Source organism: Candidatus Riesia pediculicola (genome assembly GCF_002073915.1).
Lineage (GTDB): Bacteria > Pseudomonadota > Gammaproteobacteria > Enterobacterales > Enterobacteriaceae > Riesia > Riesia pediculicola.
The window spans coordinates 438,094-460,569 of sequence record NZ_CP012841.1; the positions used below are offsets into that span (position 1 = coordinate 438,094).

Genomic DNA, 22,476 nt, shown 5'->3' on the forward strand with positions numbered 1-22,476 from the left:
AGTAATTTTTAGTATTTTTAATACTAGTAATTTTCAATACAATGTGGTAATTTTTGCTTACTTACTAATAAAATTTATCTATCTTCCGGGGAAACGATTGCGTTCGTAGCTTAAAGGGAGAGCAACACCTTGACGTGGTGAAGGAGATGGTTCGATTCCATTCGAACGCATTTTACAACGTGTTTAACTCAAAATTTTGTGAAAAATTCGTGGTTTAACTAGTTTATTTTTCTAAAAATCAGAAAAATGGATGAATAGTTTAAAATACTCACAAAAAGTAGTATTACCAAATGTAAAAATCTGAATAAAATACTTAATTCTCTCCAATCTGGAATAATTTTCATTAGAAAAGATAAAAATAAAGTAGTTGAAATTGATGAAATGAATATTTGAAGAGTTAGCCTTTTCCAGAGATCAGGGAGTATACGGATTTCTTTTTTATGTAATATGTAAGATAAAAAAAATATGTCAAACCAACTGGTTAATACTGTTGATAAAGATATTCCAATGTGTTTAAAAGAATTAAATAACAAGAAATTAGTTGTCTGAGATAATATCAAATTTATAAAAGATATTTTAAAATGTGTTCGAGTATCTTTGATCGCATATAGGACAGATATCATTATTTTTAATAAACTATGACTAATAATTCCGAAAGAATTTACTTTTACGGAATATTGAATCATGTTGATGTGAAAAACATCAAAATTCTTATATTGAAATAATGTAATTACTATTGGATAGGATAATTGAAAAATAATAATAAAAAATAGCATAGATATGGAAGAAGACATTTCTATTCCGTAATGTAGTATTTTATGAAACTTTTCATTCGTTTTTTTAAACGCATTTTTTAACAAATTTGGAAATAAAATAGTGTTTAAAGATGAGATGAATATTCCAACAGGAACACTACTTATCTTTTCAGCATAATATAACCAAGAAAACGATCCAATTGGAAGAAAAGATAAAAATACATTGTTGAATATTACAATGCATTGATTGAGTAATGAAATAGAGATTGAAGAATATAAAATCTTTAATGAATCATAAAAATCAGATATCTTAAAGTTAATTTTAGGAAAGAAAATGATATCAATTTTTTTCAAACATAAAATTTGATAACAGAGTTGAACACCCCCTGATGCGATTATTATAAAAGATAGAATATTGATAGAATTTTTAAAGAAACTTGATATGAATAGGAGTCCAATGAAACAAGCATTAAAAATTATCTGAGATAACGAAGATTTATAAAAAAAGTTCCATGCATATAGAACAATGTTAGAAAAGGTTATTAACGTATTTATAATTAAACTTGGAAAAGATTCTCTCAATAAAATGATCGCAAGATTCAGAGTTTTCTCTTGATTTATTAATCCTGGAGCAAAAATAAAAATTATCCATTTTGAAAAAATTATTCCAACTATAATCAAAAAGGATAAAATTGTGATGAAATTTCCAGATGTTTTCGATAAAAACTTTCTAATTTTTTCTTGATTATTTTTCTTCTTGTATTCTATTAATAACGGTAAAAACATTTGAATAATCGTTCCTTCTGTAAGAATATATCTAAATATGTTAGAAAGTTTTGAAACCAGTATAAAAGCATCTGTTTGATATCCAATTCCAAAAAAAAACACAATGGAAATTTCACGAAAAAATCCTAATATTTTAGATACAATAGAAAAGACTGTATGATTCAAAAACGATTTTGCTAGATTCAATTTAAAATTCATGATTTTTAATCATTTTCGAAAAGATAGTTTTTACGCTCTTTAGAGTTTGATTACTAAGTTTTCTTTAATCATTGTGTAAGAATTTATATGAACTTTTTAAGAGAAGAGTCATCCAACTTCCTGAAATATCAATTAAGATGTCTTTTAAAAAGATATTTGTAAAGTAAAAAGAAATATTTCTCAACTTATCTGATTGAAGATTTTTCGAACCAAAAAATATAATTGAGTCCATGAAGTATTTTAGTATGAGAATTGGTTTTTCAGAATTATCTTTAAACAACTTTTATTTTAAAGATTAAAAACATTTACAACGACTAAAGTTCTTGAATTTTTAACTGTGTTCATTAACTTCTTGTTTTGGTGAGATGTCCGAGTGGATTAAGGAACGTACTTGGAAAGTACGAGTATATGATATATACCGAGGGTTCGAATCCCTCTCTCACCGTTTAAAAATACGTATCTTTTAAAAAATTTTTTTGTATATTTTTCTGACTCATCAGAATATTCTTGAAATCAAGAGGGTCTTTCTAATTAAAGAATAGAATTAGAAAATCTTTTTAATATCGTTAAGAAAATTTGAAGAATATTTTTGAAGAAATCGGAGTGCTTCTTCTTTGTTTTATATCTTTAAGATCTTATAGTACGATTTTAATATCGTCCGAAAGTAACTCTTTCTTTTCCGCTATAGTCCTGAATTGTTTTTATTTTTTGATAAGAAGATTTTATAAAAAATTCTCTTACTTTTTTTCCCTGATTACATCCGTGCTCTATTAATAACCATCCGTTCTTTTTTAAAAATTTTTTCGAATCTTTAACAATAATTCTTATATCAAATAGACCATTGTTGCTCGAAATCAAAGCTCTTCTTGGTTCATAACGAAGATCTCCAAACTTTAGACAGGGATCATCTTTTGAGATGTAAGGAGGATTACTAACTATTAAATCAAACTTTTTTTTCTTTTTATGAAAGCAATCAAACCAATTACTTTTTAAGAATTTTACATTTCTAATTGATAAATTAGAAGCATTAGCTCTTGCGATAGAAATAACTGATTCATCGATATCTGTTCCCACTATAAAAGAGCTTTGTAACTCCTTGGCTAGAGCCAGAGATATGGGACCAGCTCCAGCTCCTAAGTCTAATATTTTTAATCCTTTCTTTTTATTTGCTAATTTTAGAGCCAACTCTACTAAATGTTCTGTTTCAGGTCTCGGTATCATAGTAACATTGGATACCAATAAAGGTAGAGACCAAAATTCTTTCTCTTTAATTAAATATGCTACTGGAAATCCTATATTTCTTAAAAGTAATAGTTTCTGAAGTTTCTTTTGTTGGTCTAGAGTAATTTTTCTTTCCGGATTTACGATGATATCAGTTTTTTTTTTAATACGTGTTCTAAAAAAATCATCGCTTCTCTTTTAAAAATCAATTTTTTAAATGCATAATCCAACCAAAATTTACATTTCATATCAATCTAAATATTATTTTTATCAGTTAACTATTTTACCAATTAAGATCTCAAGTTTTCCATTCATGACTTCGTTTATCTGATACGTAACTGAATTAGTTCTATGATCTACTATCGTTCCTCTTTGAAAGTTATAAGTTCGAATCCTATCAGATCTTTCTCCAGATCCAAACAAAAACTTTTTTTTATAAGATTTTTCCTGAGCAACCTTCTTCAATTCTAGATTTTTCAACCTAGCTAATAATACAGACATAGCTTTAGCTCTGTTTTTATGTTGAGAACGCTCATCTTGGCATTCCACAGAAATTCCTGTTGGAATGTGAGTAACTCGAATTGCAGAGTTTGTCGTATTCACATGTTGACCTCCTGCTCCAGAAGAACGAAAAGTGTCTATTCTTATATCGTTTTGATTAATTTTGATTTCAGAAGCATCAACTTTTAAAAGTATCGCTACTTTACAAGAGGAAGTGTGAATTCTTCCTCTTGATTCTGTCTCTGGTATTCTTTGTACCCGATGTCCTCCAGATTCAAATTTCAATTTCCTATATACTTCTTTTCCAGAAATTTTGGCAATGATTTCTTTATATCCTGAACCAGACTCGATTTCATTGATGCTGATAATTTCCACTTTCCAGGAACAAGATTCTGCATATTTACAATACATTCTAAAGAGATCCTTTGCAAAAATAGCTGCTTCGCTACCTCCAGTTCCCGCCTTAATTTCCAAAAAACAATCTTTTCGATCGTTCTGATCCTTTGGAGTTAATTGATTTCGTAATCTATTTTCTACTTTTTTCTTTAAATTAATCAATTTATTGAGTTCTTCCAAAGCTAAACTTTTCAATTCTTCATCGAGTATCAACTTTTTGATTTCCTCTATTTCTTTTCGGATAGATTCAATCTTTTTAAAATTAGATATAATTTTAAACAGTTTTGTGTATTCCCTCTGTAAAGAGGGACGAGATTTTGAATTATAAATAGATGATTTATTTAGAAAGTTCTTCTGAATTGTCTTAAATTTTTTCTTAATTTTCTGATATTCTTCAAATATCGATTTTTTCATAACATAAAAATTTTTAAGAAGTTAGTAACAGTAAAAATTGTTTGAATTAAATAATTTTTACATATTAGATATATTTTTGATTTTTTGGAAAGTAGATTGTTGATTTTTTCATAAAAATTTTTGTATTTTTCTAAATATTCTTCAATTTTTATATTTTTATGAGTCAATTTTAAAAGATTTTAGAGATCTTCAAATGAAATAGAAAAATTATTTTCAATAAAAATTAAAAACACATTCCATTTAATCTTCTATTTCGATATAAAATATTCAAACGTACATATGTTTACTGAAAATTCACAGTAAATAACCAAAAAATTTATTTTAAAGTATAGTACAATAAACAAGTTTTTGATTTTTTGAATTGAATTTTTATGATACATTCTTTTAATCAATTGTTTAATCTTTATCATCGTCTATATTGTGTAAAATTAAAAGAAGAATAAATAGAACTAAAAATTTAATCCTTTATCTAAAAAAATTATATTAGTTCTTCGTATTATTGGAGTAATTTATTAAAAATGATATTCTGGCCCTCTCCTGCTAAAATTAATTTATTTTTCAGGGTAAATAAAAAAAGAGAAGATGGATATCATGAAATACAAACCTTATATCATTTTTTGAACTACGGAGATACGATCGGGATCAATGAAAGAAGAGATGAAAAAATTAAACTGTTATACAATTCGAAATTTAAAGGTTTGATCAAAAATAACTTAATCTTACAAGCAGCTTCTTTATTTCAAAAGTACTGTATGAATAATTTTCCAGAAAAAAAATTTTCTGGAGTAAACATTTATGTTAAGAAAGTTCTACCAATTGGATCAGGATTAGGGGGCGGATCTTCTAATGCTGCTACTACTTTAGTAGCTTTGAATTATCATTGGAGAACAAAGATATCAAAAAGAATTTTATGTAGTATTTCAAGCAATTTAGGAGCAGATGTTCCATTTTTTGTTAATGGAAAAACTTCTATTGGAGAAGGTATTGGACAAAATCTTCATCCAATTCAAATAATTCCGAAATGGTATTTAATAGCATATCCTAAAGTTTCTGTATCTACTAAAGAAATTTTCAAAAAATTAAATCTAAAAAAAATATCTGATAGAATTCCTAGAGAAATCCTTTTAAACAATAAATATCAAAACGATTTGGAAGAATTTGTAAAACATTCTTTTCCTGAAGTAAAAAAATGCATAAATTGGTTTAAAAAAAAGTCTCTATCTCCTATCATGACAGGAACAGGATCTTGTATTTTTGTTCAGTTTTCTTCAAAATCAGATGCATTGAAAATATTAAAGAGTATTCCGAAATGGATGGAATGTTTTGTGGCCGAGGGAGCTAACGATTCTCCTTTGTATACATTTAAAAGTTACATAATGAAAGAAAAATTTAAACGAGAAGATCATATATAATGAAAATAAAAATTTTTTCTGGAAGTTCTGTATTAAAATTATCAAGAAAAATTTCGAAATATTTATATACTGAATTAAGTGATGTAAATATTGGAAAGTTTAGTGACGGAGAAACCAATATCAATATAAAAGATAGTGTTCGAGGAAAAGATGTTTTTGTCATTCAATCTACTTGTTTTCCAGTTAACGATCATTTGATGGAACTAGTATTAATGATTGATTCATTATATAGAGCTTCTGCAAGAAGAATTACTGCAGTTATTCCATATTTCGGTTATGCTAGACAAGATAGAAAAACTGGTTCTACTAAGACTCCAATTGCTGCGAAAATAGTAGCGGATATTTTATCTGTTGTTGGAACTAATAGAGTATTGACAGTGGATTTACATACAGAACAGATACAGGGATTTTTTAACATACCTATTGAGAATATCTCTGGAAGCGAAGTGATATTAGAAGATATTCGATCAAAAAAATTATATGATCCAATTATCGTTTCTCCTGATATCGGTGGAATTACTCGAGCTAGAACGATTGCAAAACTTTTTGGAAACATAGAAATAGCTGTTTCTGACAAAAATAGACCTAGAGCAAATACTTCAAAAACTCTTCAAATTATTGGAAATGTTAAAGATCGAGATTGTATAATAGTAGATGACATAGTAGATACTGGGTCTACTTTATGCAGTACAGCTGAGATGTTAAAAAAGAAAGGAGCTCTTAAGGTAATTGCATATGCTACTCATCCGGTATTTTCTGGAGACTCTTTAGAGAAGATTAATAATTCTTTCATAGATGAAATGATTGTATGCGATACAATTCCAATATCCAAAAAAATTAAAGGTTTTAAAAACGTTCGATATTTAACTACATCTTTTATATTATCTGAATCTATTAAAAAAATTAGTTGTGAAATGTAATATTTTTCTAGAATGTAAAATCTAGCGAATAGATTTCCGTAGGTTTTATACTTTATATTATCTCATGAGAGCGAATTGTTTGTTTAAACTGATAGCTGGATTATCTAATCCTAAAAGATACTCTGGAACTAGACATAATGTTGGAGAATTATTTGTGAAATTTTTTTCTAAAAAATTTGGAAATAAATTAGTACAAAATAAAAAATTTTTTGGAAAAATCGATAAACTATCTTTTCTCAATTCAAAGGTCTTTCTTCTTGTTTCAGATCTGTATATGAACAATAACGGAATTGCTATTTCTCATTTCTGTAACTTTTATCATATTTGTCCAAAAAAAATTCTAGTTGTACATGATGAATTGGATCTTCCTCCTGGATCACTAAGGATCAAAATAGGAGGAAGTTATAACGGACATAAAGGAGTTTTAAGTGTAGAAGAAAAATTGGGAAGTTCAGAATTTTATCGCCTAAGAATTGGAATCGGAAGACCTTATAAAAATCAAAAAGTTTCTGAGTTTGTTTTGAATTTTCCGGATCGTCTAGATCGAGAATTGATCTCCCTAGCAATCAATCGAGCTTCAAGTTATCTTTATTCTGCCATTCAAAAAGATATTTGCTTTTCCAAGATTCAAAATTATATAAACTCTATTAATTATAAATTTTAAATTTTCCAGTTCTTTTAAATATCAATTCCAATCTATAATTTTGATCATATGTATTTTCTTTTAACCCTAGAAGTTAATTGAGAAACTGATCGATACAAACATGATACATCGTGACCTTTAAATGCTTCCTCAATTGGGAATTTTTTTTCACCCCATATAATGACTTCGTCTCCCACTTTGTCGCAAAGATGCTCTCCAAGATCTACAAAAATCATGTCCATCAAGATTGACCCAATAACAGGCACTCTTCTTCCGTTGATTAGAACCCAAGAATTCTTTGAATCACAACTATGATAACCATCTCCATATCCTATGGATACTATTCCAATATATGTTTTTTTTCTATTATTGATCCAATTTTGTCCGTAACCCAACGTTTGACCGGGTTTAAATTGACGGACAGAAATTAATTTTGATTTTAGTTTCATAGCTGGAATCAATCCAAATTCCCTTCCATTTCTTCCGAACTTTGGAGAGATTCCATACATAATAATTCCTGCCCGAACCCATCGTAGATGAGAAGACGGCCAAAATAGTATTCCAGAAGAAGATGCTATGGAATTTTTCCCATTTTTATCAATTATAAATTTTTTAAATCGATCTAATTGAAGCTGAGTAAAATCAAAGAGATACGGTTCTTGAATATTAGCACTGCTGAAATGACTTATCGTATTGACTGGCTTTCTTACATTTTTACATTTTTTTAATCGATTGTATATTTTGACAGCTTGATCTGGAAGAAAACCCAATCTGTTCATTCCAGTGTTGATTTTCATCCATACTGCAATTGGGAATTTTATTTTTTCTTTCTCTAATATATTAATTTGTTCGTGGTTATGAACTACAACTTCCAAACGAAGTTGACTAGCTAATTTTAATTCTTCATAATTAATAAAACCCATAAGAGATATGATTGAATTTTTAATACCATCATCAACGATTTTATGCGCCTCTTCAATATTAGATACTCCAAAATAATCTACAAAATCTTTTAATGTTCTTGTAACGAACTTTGATCCATGTCCATATGCATTAGATTTTACTATGGCAATTATGCGACTATTATTGGTTAATTTTTGAATTTTTTTAATGTTATAGATCAAAGCCTTTTTACGAATTAATGCTATTTTCATATTAAGCCGTTTTCAATCGTAATATAAATCGCTCATATCTGAATAATTATCAAACCTCGACCATTGTCCATTGAATGTAAGATGAACCTTTCCAATAGGTCCGTTTCTCTGTTTGCTTATTATGATTTCCGCTATTCCTTTGAGGTTAGAGTTATCATTATACATTTCATCTCTGTAGATAAACATGATCAGGTCTGCATCTTGTTCAATAGATCCTGATTCTCTCAAATCAGAATTAACTGGTTTTTTATCGGCTCTTTGTTCCAAACTTCGATTTAATTGAGACAAAGCTATAATCGGAATTTTCAACTCTTTAGCTAAAGATTTTAAAGAACGAGAAATTTCAGCGATTTCCAATGTTCTATTTTCGTATATGGAAGGCACTTTCATTAGTTGTAGATAGTCAATCATTATCAAACTCAATCCGCTGTTTTCTCTGTAGATTCTTCTTGCTCTTGATCTAATTTCAGTAGGTGTCAATCCAGAGGAGTCATCAATATATATATTATTCTTTTCGATCAGCGATTTTATTGTATTGGAAATTCTAGACCAATCTTCATCTTTTAATCTTCCAGTTCTAATTTTTGTCTGTTCTACTCTAGAAAGAGAGGATAGCATTCTAACCATAATTTGATGCGCTGGCATTTCAAGACTGAATATTAATACAGGTTTTTCTTCTGTCATAGCGACATGCTCACATAAATTCATTGCAAAAGTTGTCTTTCCCATCGAAGGTCGAGCTGCTATGATGATCAAATCAGAGTTTTGTAATCCGGCTGTTTTTTCATCTAAATCTTTATATCCTGTAGATATTCCAGTCAAATTACTGTACGGTTTTTGACGTAATTTCTCTATTTTTCGAACGGTTTCAGAAAGAACTTCTTCAATTCTTTTCGGTCCTCTTCCTTGTTTCGACCGAACTTCAGAAATTTGAAAAATAAGAGATTCTGCTAAATCTATCAGTTCTTGACTGGTTCTTCCTTTTGGATCATATCCAGCATCCGCTATTTCATTAGCAACTTCAATCATTTCCCTGATGATAGCTCTCTCGCGAATGATATTAGCGTATGCATTAATATTGGCTACGCTTGGAATATTCTTTGCTAATTCAGCAAGATACGCAAATCCTCCAACTTTTCCTAAATTTTCTTTCTGATTTAATGATTCGGAGAGTGTGATCAAATCGATCGGACTTCTTCTCTCAAAGAGAAGTTGCATTTCAGAAAATATAATTCTATGAGGATGGCTAAAAAAATCTTTTTTATTCAATTTTTCTGATATCTTCTCCCATTTCTCGTTATCAATCATCAAACCTCCTAGTACGGATTGCTCTGCTTCCAAAGAATAAGGAGGAGTTTTGATTCCTATCATTTTATGATCTTCCCAATTGATTGAGTTACCTTTTTTATTAAAGTACTTTTTCATAATTAATTAGGAAAATGAATTCATTTCTACGATTTTTCATTGCTTTCAATTGAAAATTAATTATTTTATATCCTTCTTATCTCTTTATAGTATCTTACTATGATCGATATATCTACTCTCTTTCAATTTTATATAAATCGTAACTCATTTCTTATGGATATTGATAAGATTTCTTTAAAAATTTGAGAACGAATAGAGAGTTTCCTTATTATGATGAAACTAAATTTTTTTATAAAGTCAATCTTTGGATTACTTCAATTGCTCATAGTTATCTTTTAGATAAAGTAATTTCTACATATGGATTTCATTTTATTTCTTAATCAAAGAAAGTTTTTTGATGCCTGATAAAAAGGATATCTTTCTTAACATCTTTTAAAAAAATGCATCATATCGATCGAAAAAATCTAAAAAATGACATAATCTTCAAATTTCGATCAGTCAATTTTGAAATACTCTATTAAAAATTCAATTTTACTGTAAATAATCGAAAGTCCGTTAAGAACGGAGTTCAATATCTTAAAAAATCGATTAAAGTGTGTGATCTAAAATATTTTTCTTGAGTTTATTTTCATAGGAAATAAATCTGATGTCGATTGCTAAAAATCTTTATGAAAAATAGAATAGCGTATTAGATTTCTTACCTTTACTGAATCTTTTCCAAAAAGTTGATAGATCTTCAAATCTCGACTCTACTTTTTTTATAATCTATCAAAAGGGAGAGAAATTCAGTAAGAATCGAGAATTTATAAAAATTAAAAATTGAAAAATAGAATGCTTTTCACTAATCAACCTCCAAACTCGTTACATTCTTGAAATAATCCCACTTTTAGATCTTTTGCAAGATATATTAATTCATCATCTACTTTTACCTCTCCGTCGGCAATACCTACAATTAGCTTTCTTCTAATGATTCTTTTGAGATGAACAAAATAACTTAATTTTTTACAAGTTGGCAAAACCTGTCCAATGAATTTTACTTCCCCTACTCCTAACGCTCTTCCTTTCCCTATTCCACCGATCCAACCAAGATAAAATCCTATCAACTGCCACATAGCATCGAGTCCTAAACAACCAGGCATCACAGGATCATTTAGAAAATGACATTTAAAAAACCAAAATTCTGGATCAATGTCTAATTCGGCTTGAATAAATCCTCTTTTAAAGAATCCATCATTTTTATTAATTTCAACAATTTTATCAATCATCAGCATATTTCCAACTGGTAGAGGAGGGCTTCCTTTTCCAAAAAGCTCGCCTCTTCCAGAACTTTCTAGCTCTTTTTTTTTATAGTATGATTTACGATTATTCATGTAAATTGATCTCTTAAGTTGAAGTGAAAATACTTCAATATATTTTTCAAAAATGTTTTAGAAAACTCTTTTCAAGAGTAAATGGAGAACCATATCATTCTTGTTCTTTTTTAAAAAAATTCTTTATAATTTTTTATAAAAAAATGTTTTTAAAATTATTAATTAGTTAATTTCTTGTTAAACTAAGACTAGACCTTTTTATTACAAAATTTTATCAATATTCAAAATGAAAATTTTCTATTTGAGTTTTTCAATACAGATCTAAAAAAGTTTAAAGCATCATAAAAAATTAAAGAATCTCTACTTTACTGCTTGAGATGCTCTTATTTTGAAATGTTTTTCGATAACCTTAACTAAATTCTTTTAACATTAGGTTTTAATGAACTTTTTGAAAATAAAATATTATCAAATACAAACTGTTGGTTTAGGGAGTCCAGCTATTTTTGAAGCTTGAAAAATCGGATTCTTTGGAAATAATTGATATAATTTTCTGCTACTCAATCTATTTCCATACATTTTATACAGAAACTCATCCAAGTCTCTCATTTTTGGAAAAATACCAAATTTGAAGTAGAATTTTCTTATCAAATTGATTATTTTCCAATGATCCATTGTTAATTCAATTCCTTCTAACTTTGCTAATTCAAAAGCAACTTTTTGATTCCAATTTTCTGGGTATTTAATAAATCCTTCTTTATCTTTTTTATATAAATCTTTTTTAAGTTCATTCATAAATCGATTTCCGTAGTTTTTTAATTATTTTTTACTTTCAAAAATAAATTAGAAACATTTGAATTTTATGTTAAAATTTTTTTGAATTCTACGATAATTTGATATATTTTACTAATGGAGGAGTGGCCGAGTGGATTAAGGCAACGGTCTTGAAAACCGTCAACAGTGAATAACTGTTCAAGAGTTCGAATCTCTTCTCCTCCGGAAATTAATGATTTTTTCATTTTCTAGAGGAAGAATGAATTGAGTATTGATGGATAAAGACGACATTCTCTTTAAAGAGAAGATAAGTTTCTTTTTCAAGAAATGTGTTAAAAAACTTCGAAAAGTTTGAAAAAATAATTTTTTCAAATCGTAGATTTTTAATCTTCTAAAAAAGATAAAAATAGTATTTGGCAAATTCGAGATACTTTAAACGTATATAAAATTTTTACAGATTTTTCAAAATAAAAATCATATTCTTCTACGACCCCTTTTATATAAGATAATTCGATGGTATAAGATGAAAAAGAATTTCTCTTTTATTATAGAATTTCTTTATTTCACACTTTCATGACCTAAATTTTTATCCTCATCAATTTTTAATTTTTAATATTCTTAAAATTTCGATTTTCTTTGACTAATTTAAGATTGCCATTAATTCACTCAGATTGTTTCCTTAAAAATGTTGGAATTTCTAAGTAATTTTTTTTCTCTTCATCTGAAGAACGCTTTTTTTCAATTGTTTTATTTACAGTACTAAAATAATTTTCCTTACTAGAATCCAGAGATAAATGTTGGACATAGTTTTTTTCTGAATTGAATCTTAAAGAATCGTTTTCTTTCTGATGAATTATGGGAATTTCTGATCTTCTTCTGCGAGGAGAATCCATTCCAATTCCAGTAGCGACTACGGTCACTCTGAGTTCATCATTCATTTCTGGATCGAGAGAAGTTCCGATGATTACCGTAGCATTATCAGATGAAAAGGATCGAATTGCATTTCCTACTGTTTCAAATTCATCTAATCTAAGATTAAAACCTGCATTAATGTTAACTAATACTCCCCTCGCTCCAGATAAATTAACATCTTCTAAAAGCGGACTGAAAATAGCCATTTCAGATGCTTCTTCTGCCCTATCTTCTCCTCTTGCAGATCCAGAACCCATCATAGCATTTCCCATTTCTGACATTACAGTTCTGACATCGGCAAAATCTACGTTCATCAAACCAGGTCTAGTAATTAACTCTGCGATTCCCTGTACAGCGTTTTTTAAAACGTCGTTAGCTGCGCCAAAAGCATCCAGTAAAGAAATTCCTCTTCCGAGAGTTTTCAATAATTTATCGTTTGGTAAAGTAATTAAAGAATCGACTTGTTTAGACAGTTCTAAAATACCACCTTCTGCAAAAGACATGCGTTTCTTACCTTCGAATCCGAATGGTTTTGTTACAACTGCAACAGTGAGAACATTGAGTTCTTTTGCGATTTCCGCTATTACTGGAGAAGCTCCAGTACCAGTTCCTCCTCCCATACCGGAGGCGATGAACACCATATCCGCCCCTTCCAATATGTTTTTTATCGACTCTCTATCTTCTTCTGCTGCTTGTCTACCAATTTCTGGATTTGCTCCTGCACCTAACCCTTTTGTTAGATTGTTTCCAATTTGGATTGTCTGCCCAATCGACATTTTTCTTAGGGCTTGCGCATCGGTATTGATTACAAAAAATTCAACTCCTTCTATCTTTTCTCTCGCCATATATTCGACAGCATTTCCTCCTCCTCCACCTACACCGATCACTTTAATGATCGCATCATTGATTGATTCGGTTGATTCGAGCATGATTCTTTTTACCCTCACTTAACAATTTAATGGTAATTAAAATTCTCTTTTAATCCAATTAATAACCTTATGTAACCATGTATTCAATAAAGTTTTCTTTGTGCATCTCGATTCATCTTGTAAATAAACATATTTTCCATAATGTAAAAGACCGATCACTGTTGAATAATTTGACTCTTCTGCATATTTGATCGATCCTGCAACGTTTAATGGTTTCCCAATTCTAACTTGATTCGTCTTGAATACTGTTTTAGCACACTCAATAATTCCTTCTATCTTAGATCCTCCACCTGTTAAAACGATTCCAAATTTGATCATATCTCTTTTATCTGATTGAAATCGAAGTTGTTTTTGTAATCGTAAAATTTCTGAGTTTACAAAACCTAGAAGCTCCATGTATCTTGGTTCTATTACTTTGGATAACGAATAACGTTTTAGAACTTTTGTTGAAGACCTACCTGAAATATCAGGTATCTCGATCTGTTCTTCTTTATCAATAAGATTGCTACAAGCACATCCATATTTAATCTTAATGATTTCTGCATCATTCATTAATGTTCCAAAAACATATGCAATATCACTGGTTACTATATTTCCTGCGTAGGGTATGACTTTGGTATGTCGTAAAGAACCTCCAGAATAGATAGCAATATCCATCGTTCCTCCTCCGATATCGATCATACAAACTCCTAATTCTCTTTCTTCTTCTGTTAAAACTGAATAGCTAGATGCTAAACCAGAAAATATGACCTGATCTACTTTAATTCCACATCTTTCTACAGCTTTAATTAAATTTTTTGTCATATCTACGTGGCAGGTAATGATGTGAACTTTTGCTTGTATCCTTACTCCAGATAATCCTATAGGATTTCTAATACCTACTTGATGATCGATTGCATATTCTTGCGGAATGACATGAAGAATCTCATATTTATCTCTAATACGAACTGATTTTGCTGTATGAACTACATTATCTACATCTTCTTGTGTTACTTCTTCTTTAGAAAGAATTGGAACGATTCCAATTTCATTTTGACAATTTATATGTTTTCCGGAAATTGCTAAATATACAGAGGATACTTGACAATCGGCCATCATTTCCGCTTGTTCAATCACTTGACGAATACATTGCACGACCGATTCCAAATTATTTACATATCCTTTGTTCATCCCTTGAGATTGAACATTTCCAATTCCTATTACGTTAATGGTTCCATCTTGAAGTATTTCTCCGACTAAAGAGGATACTTTGTAAGTTCCGATCTCTAACCCAACTATTAGTTTTTTATCTGCTATTTTAGCCATATCGAATATTTTTTGGATTCAAATCACGTTTTGAACAGAATTTTATTTTTTTTAGAATTTATATGATTTTTTCATTCATCGTAATCTATATTTTGATCTTTTTTGATCTTTTCTCTGAAAGGTAAAAAATTGATTTTTGGGAGAATTTTTATATCATTCTTCTATTCTAATAGTTCTTATCTTATTTTCTATAGATCTTTGAATACGTTCAAAATACATCGAATCATACGATGAAAAATTCAATTCATGTGTTAGAGCGGATCTTTCGAAGATCTTATGTTCGTAATGAGTATGATTTTTCTTATAAAGAAATGTATCAAACAAAAAATCATCTATATCAATGAATTTTTCAGAATATACCAATTCTTATCTTCTGAAAGATTTTCTTTTAAAAAATTGGTATTTTGTGAAATCATCTTTTGATTGTGAAGATAAGATAAACTTAAAAAGTTATACATATACATTTTTCAATCAAAACGAACTACAAACGATAATTGAAAATATAGAATATAAAATTCTTAATAAAGAATTTTTCCTACTAATTTTGAGAAAGACATGCCTGATTGTTCAGCGGCAATCTTAACTAAACTCCGATCAGTCATTCCTGGAACAGTGTTAATTTCTAATAAATAGAAGTTTCCGTCATAGTTTTGCTTGAGATCTACTCTGGATAATCCAAAACAACCTATTGCTTTATAAGCAGCTAATGCAATTTTTTTGATTAGAATTTCTTTTGATTGACTTGAACCTCCTGGACAAATGTACTCTACGAACTTATCATATTTATTTCCATAAGAAAATATTTCATCTCCATATAGATCAATTTTAATCGAGGGTAATATGTAGTACGGATTTAAGATCGATACAGTATATTCTGGACCAATTATGTATTTTTCTATAATAATGTACTGATCATACTTAAAAGATTCTACCAGAATTCTTTCGGCTTCTTTCAAAGAGAACGCTTTTCTTACTCCTATACTGGATCCTTCTGAGTCAGGTTTAATTATTAAAGGAAATCCAATTTTTTTAAAAACAGAAGATATTGCAGATCTAGGTTGCATAAAAAAAGATTTTTTATTAATATAAAAAAAAGGAGCTGTTGGTAATTTTAAAGAAAACCATATTTTTTTGGTCAAAATTTTGTGTGTTCCTATAAAAGAAGAGTAAAAACCATTTCCTGTATAATTCATCTTGAATTTGTCTAATATTCTTTGAATTGTTCCATCTTCTCCATTTTTTCCATGCAATGCAATGAAAATTTTATCATACCGAACAGAAGCGATGCGATCGATACTAAATTGGTATTTGGTATCGATCAGATCCGATTGAATTCCGAGGTCTTTTAAAGAATTTGCTATGTTCTTTCCAGACTTTAAAGAAATCGTTCTTTCACTAGAATTTCCACCATATAGTATTGCAACTTTCAATTCTTTATATCTCATATTTACCTATTGGATGCGATATTTTTTTAATAGTATTGCATATCTTTATGCAATCATATTCAGAGGCGCTTTGAACTAAAATGATATCTTTATTTTGAATAACTTTTTTTAAAATATCGATCAATTGATCTTCTTTAAAAAAGAGAAAAGATGTATTTTTTTTTCTGTTTTTCATCTCTTGATGAAACGAAAAAACATTTAATTTAGATATTTCCCTTTCCCCTGAAGAACATATTTCAGTGATCAATAATAAATCTACTTTTTCTAGCACATTCAAAAAGTAATTATAAAATTTTTGAAATCTGGTATATCGATGAGGTTGAAAGATCATTATTATCCTATTTCTTTTCCATCCTACTCTTATCGTTTCAATAGTAAATCGAATAGCATTAGGATGATGACCATAATCACTGATTAATAAGAATTTACAAAAATTTCCATCTTGATTTTTAAGAATAAATTTTCCTAAAAAATCTAACCTATTAGAAACTCCTTTGAAGCATTTTATAGATTTTTGTATTCTATCTTCTTTAATTCCGAAAAGTTTTCCTAATATGATAGTTGAAGTTGCATTTAAAACATTATGTACCCCAGGAGTATTCATCTGAAATGAATAGATAGAATGAGATGGATCCAAAATGGAAAAGTGACATCGATTTTTTTTTTGTTCATAAGAAAGAATTCTAAAATGAGAATCTTTTCTAAATCCATATGTTATCATTTGACAATGTATATTTTTTATAATAGATCGAATAGCTGAATTTTCTATACATAGTATCACTTTGGAAAAGTGAGATAATTTTTGAATAAATTTCAAGAAAGTATGTTTTAACTTTTTAAAACTATTTTCATAGTTATTAATATGATCTACTTCTAAACCGGTAACTATCAGAACTGAAGGGTCAAATTGGAGAAAAATAGGATGGCTTTCGTCCATTTCTATGACTACTATTTCATTTCTTTCATTCCAATATGCACATTCTTTTAATGATTTTGAAAATCCTCCGATTATGTAATTTGGATGAAAGTTTTCGTTTTTTAACATTTCAGAAATCATAGAAGTTGTAGTTGTTTTTCCATGAGTTCCTGTTATAACTATACTGAATCTGTTCTTCACTATTTCAGATAATATTTCGATTCTATGAAAAACAGGAATGTTATATTTTTGTGCTTCAACGATTTCGACGTTATCCTGTGAAATTGCTGAAGAGATGACGATCAAATCTGATCCAATAACATTTTTAGGTCGATGAAAAAAATTAATCTTTGCTCCCATTGAAATTAATTGGTCTGTCATTTTATTCTTTAGAAGATCGGAACCATATATTTCATATCCAGATTCGATTAAGACTTTTGCTAAGCTTCCCATTCCGACACCTCCTATACCGATTAAATAAATTTTAACTTTAGAAGGATTGTTTCTTGATAATAGTTCTTTTAAATTCATTTTAATATTTTTGTTTAGTTCTAAACTGTAATGATTTTTATTTTTTTGAAGATATGATTAGATTTTTTACAATTTTTTCTTCTGAATTCCGTACAAATAAGATACTTTTAAATTTTTTTGATATCCTAGATATTTCATCACGATTCCATTTTTTTAATTGATTAATCAATTTTTCAGAAAAAAAATTCGATTGTTCAATAATTTTAATGAGTCCAGATTTAATTAAAGGTTCAATATTCCGGTATTGATGATTATCTCGGTGTTTGTAAGGAACAAAAATGGTCGGTAATCCTATTGAATCTATTTCACTAACTGTCATGGCTCCGGATCTTCCAATGAGAATATCTGCCCAACGATAAGCCGAAGCAATATCTTGTATAAACTCAATAGTTTTATAACAATTTTCTTGAACACGAAGTCTTTTATATCTTTCTAGGGTAGAACTCTTCTTTCCTAAACCAGTTTGATGAAGGATTAAAACTTTGTTACAGATTTTCGAGGCAACTTTCGGTATTTTTTTGTTAAAAATGTCAGATCCTTGACTACCTCCTATCACTAAAACTCGAACTTTTCCAATTCTTTCATAAATTCTATATTTTGCAAATGGAATCGATAATATTTCTTTCCGAATTGGATTTCCTACAGTTTGAGCTTGAGAAAAAGTTTTGGGATAGGCTTGCAAAATTTTAGAAGCAACTTTTGATAACAATCTATTTGTTAATCCTGCAACTTTATTTTGTTCATGCAAGACCATCGGAATTCTGCAAATCCAAGATGCTACTCCGCTTGGAGCAGATACATATCCTCCTAATCCAAAAACAACATTTGGTTTATGTTTTCGAATAATTTTGATTGATTGTATTATCGAGAAAACTAGCTCAAAAAATTTTTTAAAATATTGAAAAAAATTCCTTCTTTTTAATCTAGAAATTTTTATAGTTTCTAAAATAAATCCGTATTTTGGAACAATGTTTCGTTCCATTCCTGTTTTCGATCCGATCCATATCACGTCCCATTGTATCTTTCTGAAATGTTGAGCAATTATTATTCCTGGAAATATATGACCTCCTGTTCCTCCGGATATAATGATTATTTTTTGAATTTGATTCATATAATTACCTTCTAAATGCTTGAATTTTATTCATTTTAGTCTCAAAATCTATCCTTAATAATATTGCAATCTTAATACAAGTTATTAACTTACTAGAACCTCCGTAACTGATTATCGGCAACGTGGTTCCTTTTATCGGTAGAATTCCTATAGAAGATCCTATATTGATAATGGATTGTATGATTATTAATAAACTAATTGAGTAAGCTAAAAATCCAGAAAAATATTGAAAATCTTTCAAAGCGTTTCTTCCAATATTCATTCCCTGAAAAAATATAAAAAACAAAGATATCACTATCATTGCAATGCCTAAATATCCCAGTTCTTCTCCAATGATAGATATGATAAAATCCGTGTGAGGTTCTGGAAGGAAATTTATTTTTTGAATTGAGTTTCCGATGCCCTGTCCGAACATTTTTCCTCTTCCAAAAGATAACATAGAATGAACCAATTGATATCCATCTCCTAAATAATTAGACCAAGGATTCAAAAAAGATATTAATCTTTTTGCTCTATATGAACGAAAATATATTAAAGATAGAACTATCGTTGTAAAGATGGCACTGCTTGCTGATAGAAAAAGAAAGTTTTTTCCAATCAAAAATAGCATAAATAAAAGAGATGAATATAATATTACTAACGTTCCAAAATCGGGTTGTGATAAAAGTAATTTAGATACGATAAGAATTATAGAAATTAATTGAATTGTGGAAGTTTTTTTGTTTTTTTCAGATAGATAAGAAGATAAATAGCAAGAAAAAGATATTTTTACTAGTTCAGAAGGCTGAATAAATGCAATTTTAATATTTATCCATCTTTTTGCTCCATGGTTTGATATTCCAAAATAATTCAATGTGAGCAATAATATTATGGAACATAATATTAATTTATTCTTATTCTTTTTCCACTTATATATAGGTACATTAAATACAAAAATCATACATAAGATGGATATGATTGAATGAATGAAGTTCTTCTTTAAAAAAGATAGATAATCTGTTCTTATTCGATTTCCAACAGATACGGAAGAAGAACCTACCATGATGATGCTAAAGATTAACAAAATGATCGTGACTGATAGAAGAGATCGATTATAGAGATGAGATTTTTTCATCTTTTGAATGCTTTCTTAAAGTTAAGAACCCAATTTTTTAGCTATTTCTGAAAAAACTGATCCTCGATGTTCGAAGTTAGAGAATTGATCCAAACTGGAGCAAGCTGGGGATAACAATATAATATCTCCTGATTCAGTATTCTTTGAAACTTTTAACATGCACTGTTCTAACGTATTTAATACGATACTATCGTTTCTCAATTTTCCGAACTTTAACTTGTCTTTTCCAAAACAATATATCCGTATCTTTTTTTTGTAAGATACGAATTCCTTTAAACGAGATATCTTTGACTTTCTTTTATCACCCCCTAATAGCAAATGTATCTTATTATTTGCTTTTATGCTCTTCAGAGCGGCAATTGTACTTTCTATATTGGTTGATTTTGAATCATTGATCCATATAACTCCATTTTTTTTGTGAACCACTTGTAATCTATGTGGTAAACCTGAATATCGAGATATAACAAAGAGACTTATATTGATTGGAATTCCGATAATTTCTGAAAGACAAAGTGTTGCTAGAAAATTCATATGATTGTGCTGTCCAATAATTTTGATAAATTTTATATGAATCAAATCTTTTTCAAATCTTTGAATTGTATTCTTTTTTGTGTTTAACCGGTAATCACCAGAATTAATTCCAAAACTCAAAAAATTTCTTTTATCGATTTCTTTTGGCCATATTCGATTATCCATGATATTGATAACACAATTTTTTGCAAAATCATAAATTTTTAGCTTTGCTGAAAGGTATTGATACATTCCGAATGGATATCGATCCATATGATTTTCTGAGATGTTCAAAATAACAGCTCCAATAGATTTAAGAGTACTCGTAATTTCCAATTGAAAACTGGACAATTCTAAGATATATATATCATAATCGTAATTCAATAATTCCAGTACAGGAACTCCTATATTTCCACCGAGCCCAACTTTTAAATTAGCTTTCTTAGCTATTTCCGTCAAAACAGAAGCTGTTGTACTTTTCCCGTTTGAACCAGTGATAGAAATGATCTTTTTATCTCGGTCCACTTCTCTACAAAAAAGTTCAATATCTCCTATTATCTCGATTCCTTTTCTATATGCTATTTGTATTTCTTCGTGTAATCGACTTACTCCTGGACTTAAGACAATTAGATCAGAACTAACAATCCATCCTCGATTCCAACTCCCAAAATGATAAATAACTCCTTCAGGAATGGAATGTTTCGTATATGAAGGATATTGAGTATCAATGACTTTTGGGAATATTTTTTTAGATAAGAAGAAATTAATACAAGATAAACCAGTTTTTCCTAATCCAATAATAACTACTTTTTTTCCAAAATAATTTACCATGTTATTAACAACCCAAAAATAGAAAACATTAAAGATATAATCCAAAATTTAAAAATAATTTCTGGTTCAGAATATCCTAACAGTTCATAATGATGATGTATAGGAGCCATTAAGTAAAACCTTTTATGAAATAATTTAAAATAAAATATTTGAAATATAACCGAACTTACTTCCACAGTAAAAATTCCACCGATAAGCAATAGATTTAATTCCTTTTCAAGTAACACAGATATCAATCCCATAGTACTTCCCAAAGACAACGATCCGACATCCCCCATGAATAACTTAGCTGGATGAATATTAAACCATAAAAAACCTGTACAAGATCCAATTATGGCAAAACACGCAATCGCTATTTCTGAATAATCTTTAATATTATGTAGATTATTAACTGTTAATTCAGAAGAAACAATATTTTGAGAACTTAGAATCGATATTACGGAAAATGAAAGATATACAAAAATTAGAGGCATTGAAACTAATCCATCTAATCCATCTGTTATATTTACTGCATTACTCATTCCAACTATTATAAGGTAAGAAATCATTACTCTTACAAATAAACATATGCTAGATCCAACAGAAATATCATCTTTTTTTAGAAAGTTGTTTGAAAAATCATTCGAAGTATATAAAAAAAATAACATAATTATTGTCAGTAAGGATTGCCAAAAATATTTCCATCCAGCTGTTAACCCTTTCGAATTTCTATAAACAATTTTTTTATAATCGTCTATAAAACCAATTAATCCGTAAAAAAATATGGAAAAAAATATATATTGGATATATTTGACATTGAGATTAGACCATAAAAACATTGAAGATAATACTGAGGATATTATCAATAATCCACCAAAAGTTGGTGTTTTTCTCTTTTTCAAGTGAGATTTAGGATTTTCTTCTCTAACTTTTTGAAAGAATTGAATTGACTTAAGCTTTCTAATAAAAACTGGTGCGAACAATGTGAAGAATATAGCTGAAGTTAAAAAACTTGCTAACATTCTAAATGTTAACTGAGAAAAAAAG

General features: G+C 28.7%; 18 protein-coding genes and 3 tRNA genes. 6 read left to right on the forward strand and 15 right to left on the reverse strand.

The annotated features are described in order from the left end of the window. Window positions 1-99: 99 nt before the first annotated feature. Window positions 100-170: transfer RNA gene (locus AOE55_RS02075), tRNA-Val, on the forward strand. A 48-nt stretch (window positions 171-218) separates the two neighbouring features. Here the strand turns inward: AOE55_RS02075 and murJ are convergent. After that, entirely contained in the window at window positions 219-1,739 is a 1,521-nt protein-coding gene (gene murJ, locus AOE55_RS02080) for a murein biosynthesis integral membrane protein MurJ (protein ID WP_013087505.1), read from the reverse strand. 359 nt (window positions 1,740-2,098) lie between these two features. On the opposite strand from murJ, the gene AOE55_RS02090 reads away from it, so the two are divergent. After that, window positions 2,099-2,184: transfer RNA gene (locus AOE55_RS02090), tRNA-Ser, on the forward strand. A 203-nt stretch (window positions 2,185-2,387) separates the two neighbouring features. Here AOE55_RS02090 and prmC read toward each other — a convergent pair. Both prmC and prfA read right to left on the reverse strand, forming a co-directional pair. After that, window positions 2,388-3,128 (reverse strand): peptide chain release factor N(5)-glutamine methyltransferase, encoded by a 741-nt coding sequence (gene prmC, locus AOE55_RS02095; RefSeq protein WP_080611750.1) that lies wholly within the window; start codon window positions 3,126-3,128, stop codon window positions 2,388-2,390. 102 nt (window positions 3,129-3,230) lie between these two features. Beyond that, entirely contained in the window at window positions 3,231-4,271 is a 1,041-nt protein-coding gene (gene prfA, locus AOE55_RS02100; RefSeq protein ID WP_013087675.1) for a peptide chain release factor 1, read from the reverse strand. Window positions 4,272-4,789: 518 nt separating this feature from the next. On the opposite strand from prfA, the gene ispE reads away from it, so the two are divergent. The 3 genes from ispE to pth all read left to right on the forward strand — a co-directional run bounded on the left by ispE (window position 4,790) and on the right by pth (window position 7,267). Continuing rightward, window positions 4,790-5,683 (forward strand): 4-(cytidine 5'-diphospho)-2-C-methyl-D-erythritol kinase, encoded by an 894-nt coding sequence (gene ispE / locus AOE55_RS02105; RefSeq protein ID WP_013087509.1) that lies wholly within the window; start codon window positions 4,790-4,792, stop codon window positions 5,681-5,683. A 5-nt stretch (window positions 5,684-5,688) separates the two neighbouring features. Beyond that, entirely contained in the window at window positions 5,689-6,603 is a 915-nt protein-coding gene (locus AOE55_RS02110; protein ID WP_080611822.1) for a ribose-phosphate pyrophosphokinase, read from the forward strand. Window positions 6,604-6,667: 64 nt separating this feature from the next. After that, window positions 6,668-7,267 carry an aminoacyl-tRNA hydrolase gene (gene pth, locus AOE55_RS02115; RefSeq protein ID WP_080611752.1) on the forward strand — a complete coding sequence of 200 codons (600 nt, stop codon included), beginning with the start codon at window positions 6,668-6,670 and terminating at the stop codon, window positions 7,265-7,267. A gap of 44 nt (window positions 7,268-7,311) precedes the next feature. On the opposite strand, the gene alr is transcribed toward pth, so the two are convergent. From alr to AOE55_RS02135, 4 genes are all read right to left on the reverse strand, one after another. Next, entirely contained in the window at window positions 7,312-8,400 is a 1,089-nt protein-coding gene (alr, locus tag AOE55_RS02120) for an alanine racemase (RefSeq protein ID WP_013087402.1), read from the reverse strand. 12 nt (window positions 8,401-8,412) lie between these two features. After that, a complete protein-coding gene (dnaB, locus tag AOE55_RS02125) occupies window positions 8,413-9,825 on the reverse strand; it encodes a replicative DNA helicase (protein WP_013087871.1) in 1,413 nt (470 codons plus the stop codon). A gap of 785 nt (window positions 9,826-10,610) precedes the next feature. Further along, window positions 10,611-11,135, reverse strand: coding sequence for a bifunctional 3-hydroxydecanoyl-ACP dehydratase/trans-2-decenoyl-ACP isomerase (gene fabA / locus AOE55_RS02130; protein WP_013087620.1), 525 nt, complete (start codon window positions 11,133-11,135; stop codon window positions 10,611-10,613). Window positions 11,136-11,540: 405 nt separating this feature from the next. Then, window positions 11,541-11,867, reverse strand: a complete 327-nt coding sequence (locus AOE55_RS02135; RefSeq protein WP_013087664.1) for a TusE/DsrC/DsvC family sulfur relay protein — start codon at window positions 11,865-11,867, stop codon at window positions 11,541-11,543. A gap of 116 nt (window positions 11,868-11,983) precedes the next feature. On the opposite strand from AOE55_RS02135, the gene AOE55_RS02140 reads away from it, so the two are divergent. After that, window positions 11,984-12,071: transfer RNA gene (locus AOE55_RS02140), tRNA-Ser, on the forward strand. Between the two features lie 437 nt (window positions 12,072-12,508). Here AOE55_RS02140 and ftsZ read toward each other — a convergent pair. The 8 genes from ftsZ to mraY all read right to left on the reverse strand — a co-directional run bounded on the left by ftsZ (window position 12,509) and on the right by mraY (window position 22,451). Continuing rightward, window positions 12,509-13,687 carry a cell division protein FtsZ gene (gene ftsZ / locus AOE55_RS02150; protein ID WP_013087463.1) on the reverse strand — a complete coding sequence of 393 codons (1,179 nt, stop codon included), beginning with the start codon at window positions 13,685-13,687 and terminating at the stop codon, window positions 12,509-12,511. Between the two features lie 36 nt (window positions 13,688-13,723). After that, window positions 13,724-14,992, reverse strand: coding sequence for a cell division protein FtsA (ftsA, locus tag AOE55_RS02155; RefSeq protein WP_013087826.1), 1,269 nt, complete (start codon window positions 14,990-14,992; stop codon window positions 13,724-13,726). Window positions 14,993-15,510: 518 nt separating this feature from the next. Then, window positions 15,511-16,437, reverse strand: a complete 927-nt coding sequence (locus AOE55_RS02165; protein ID WP_080611754.1) for a D-alanine--D-alanine ligase family protein — start codon at window positions 16,435-16,437, stop codon at window positions 15,511-15,513. Further along, entirely contained in the window at window positions 16,427-17,884 is a 1,458-nt protein-coding gene (gene murC / locus AOE55_RS02170; RefSeq protein ID WP_013087544.1) for a UDP-N-acetylmuramate--L-alanine ligase, read from the reverse strand. The genes AOE55_RS02165 and murC overlap by 11 nt, the downstream gene beginning before the upstream one ends. A gap of 37 nt (window positions 17,885-17,921) precedes the next feature. Beyond that, window positions 17,922-18,995, reverse strand: a complete 1,074-nt coding sequence (gene murG, locus AOE55_RS02175; protein WP_013087555.1) for an undecaprenyldiphospho-muramoylpentapeptide beta-N-acetylglucosaminyltransferase — start codon at window positions 18,993-18,995, stop codon at window positions 17,922-17,924. Window positions 18,996-18,999: 4 nt separating this feature from the next. Then, window positions 19,000-20,109, reverse strand: coding sequence for a putative lipid II flippase FtsW (gene ftsW, locus AOE55_RS02180; protein ID WP_013087762.1), 1,110 nt, complete (start codon window positions 20,107-20,109; stop codon window positions 19,000-19,002). A 21-nt stretch (window positions 20,110-20,130) separates the two neighbouring features. Continuing rightward, window positions 20,131-21,450 (reverse strand): UDP-N-acetylmuramoyl-L-alanine--D-glutamate ligase, encoded by a 1,320-nt coding sequence (murD, locus tag AOE55_RS02185; RefSeq protein ID WP_013087568.1) that lies wholly within the window; start codon window positions 21,448-21,450, stop codon window positions 20,131-20,133. Further along, window positions 21,444-22,451, reverse strand: a complete 1,008-nt coding sequence (mraY, locus tag AOE55_RS02190; protein ID WP_155760521.1) for a phospho-N-acetylmuramoyl-pentapeptide-transferase — start codon at window positions 22,449-22,451, stop codon at window positions 21,444-21,446. Before mraY ends, murD begins: the two co-directional genes overlap by 7 nt. Between the last annotated feature and the right edge of the window lie 25 nt (window positions 22,452-22,476).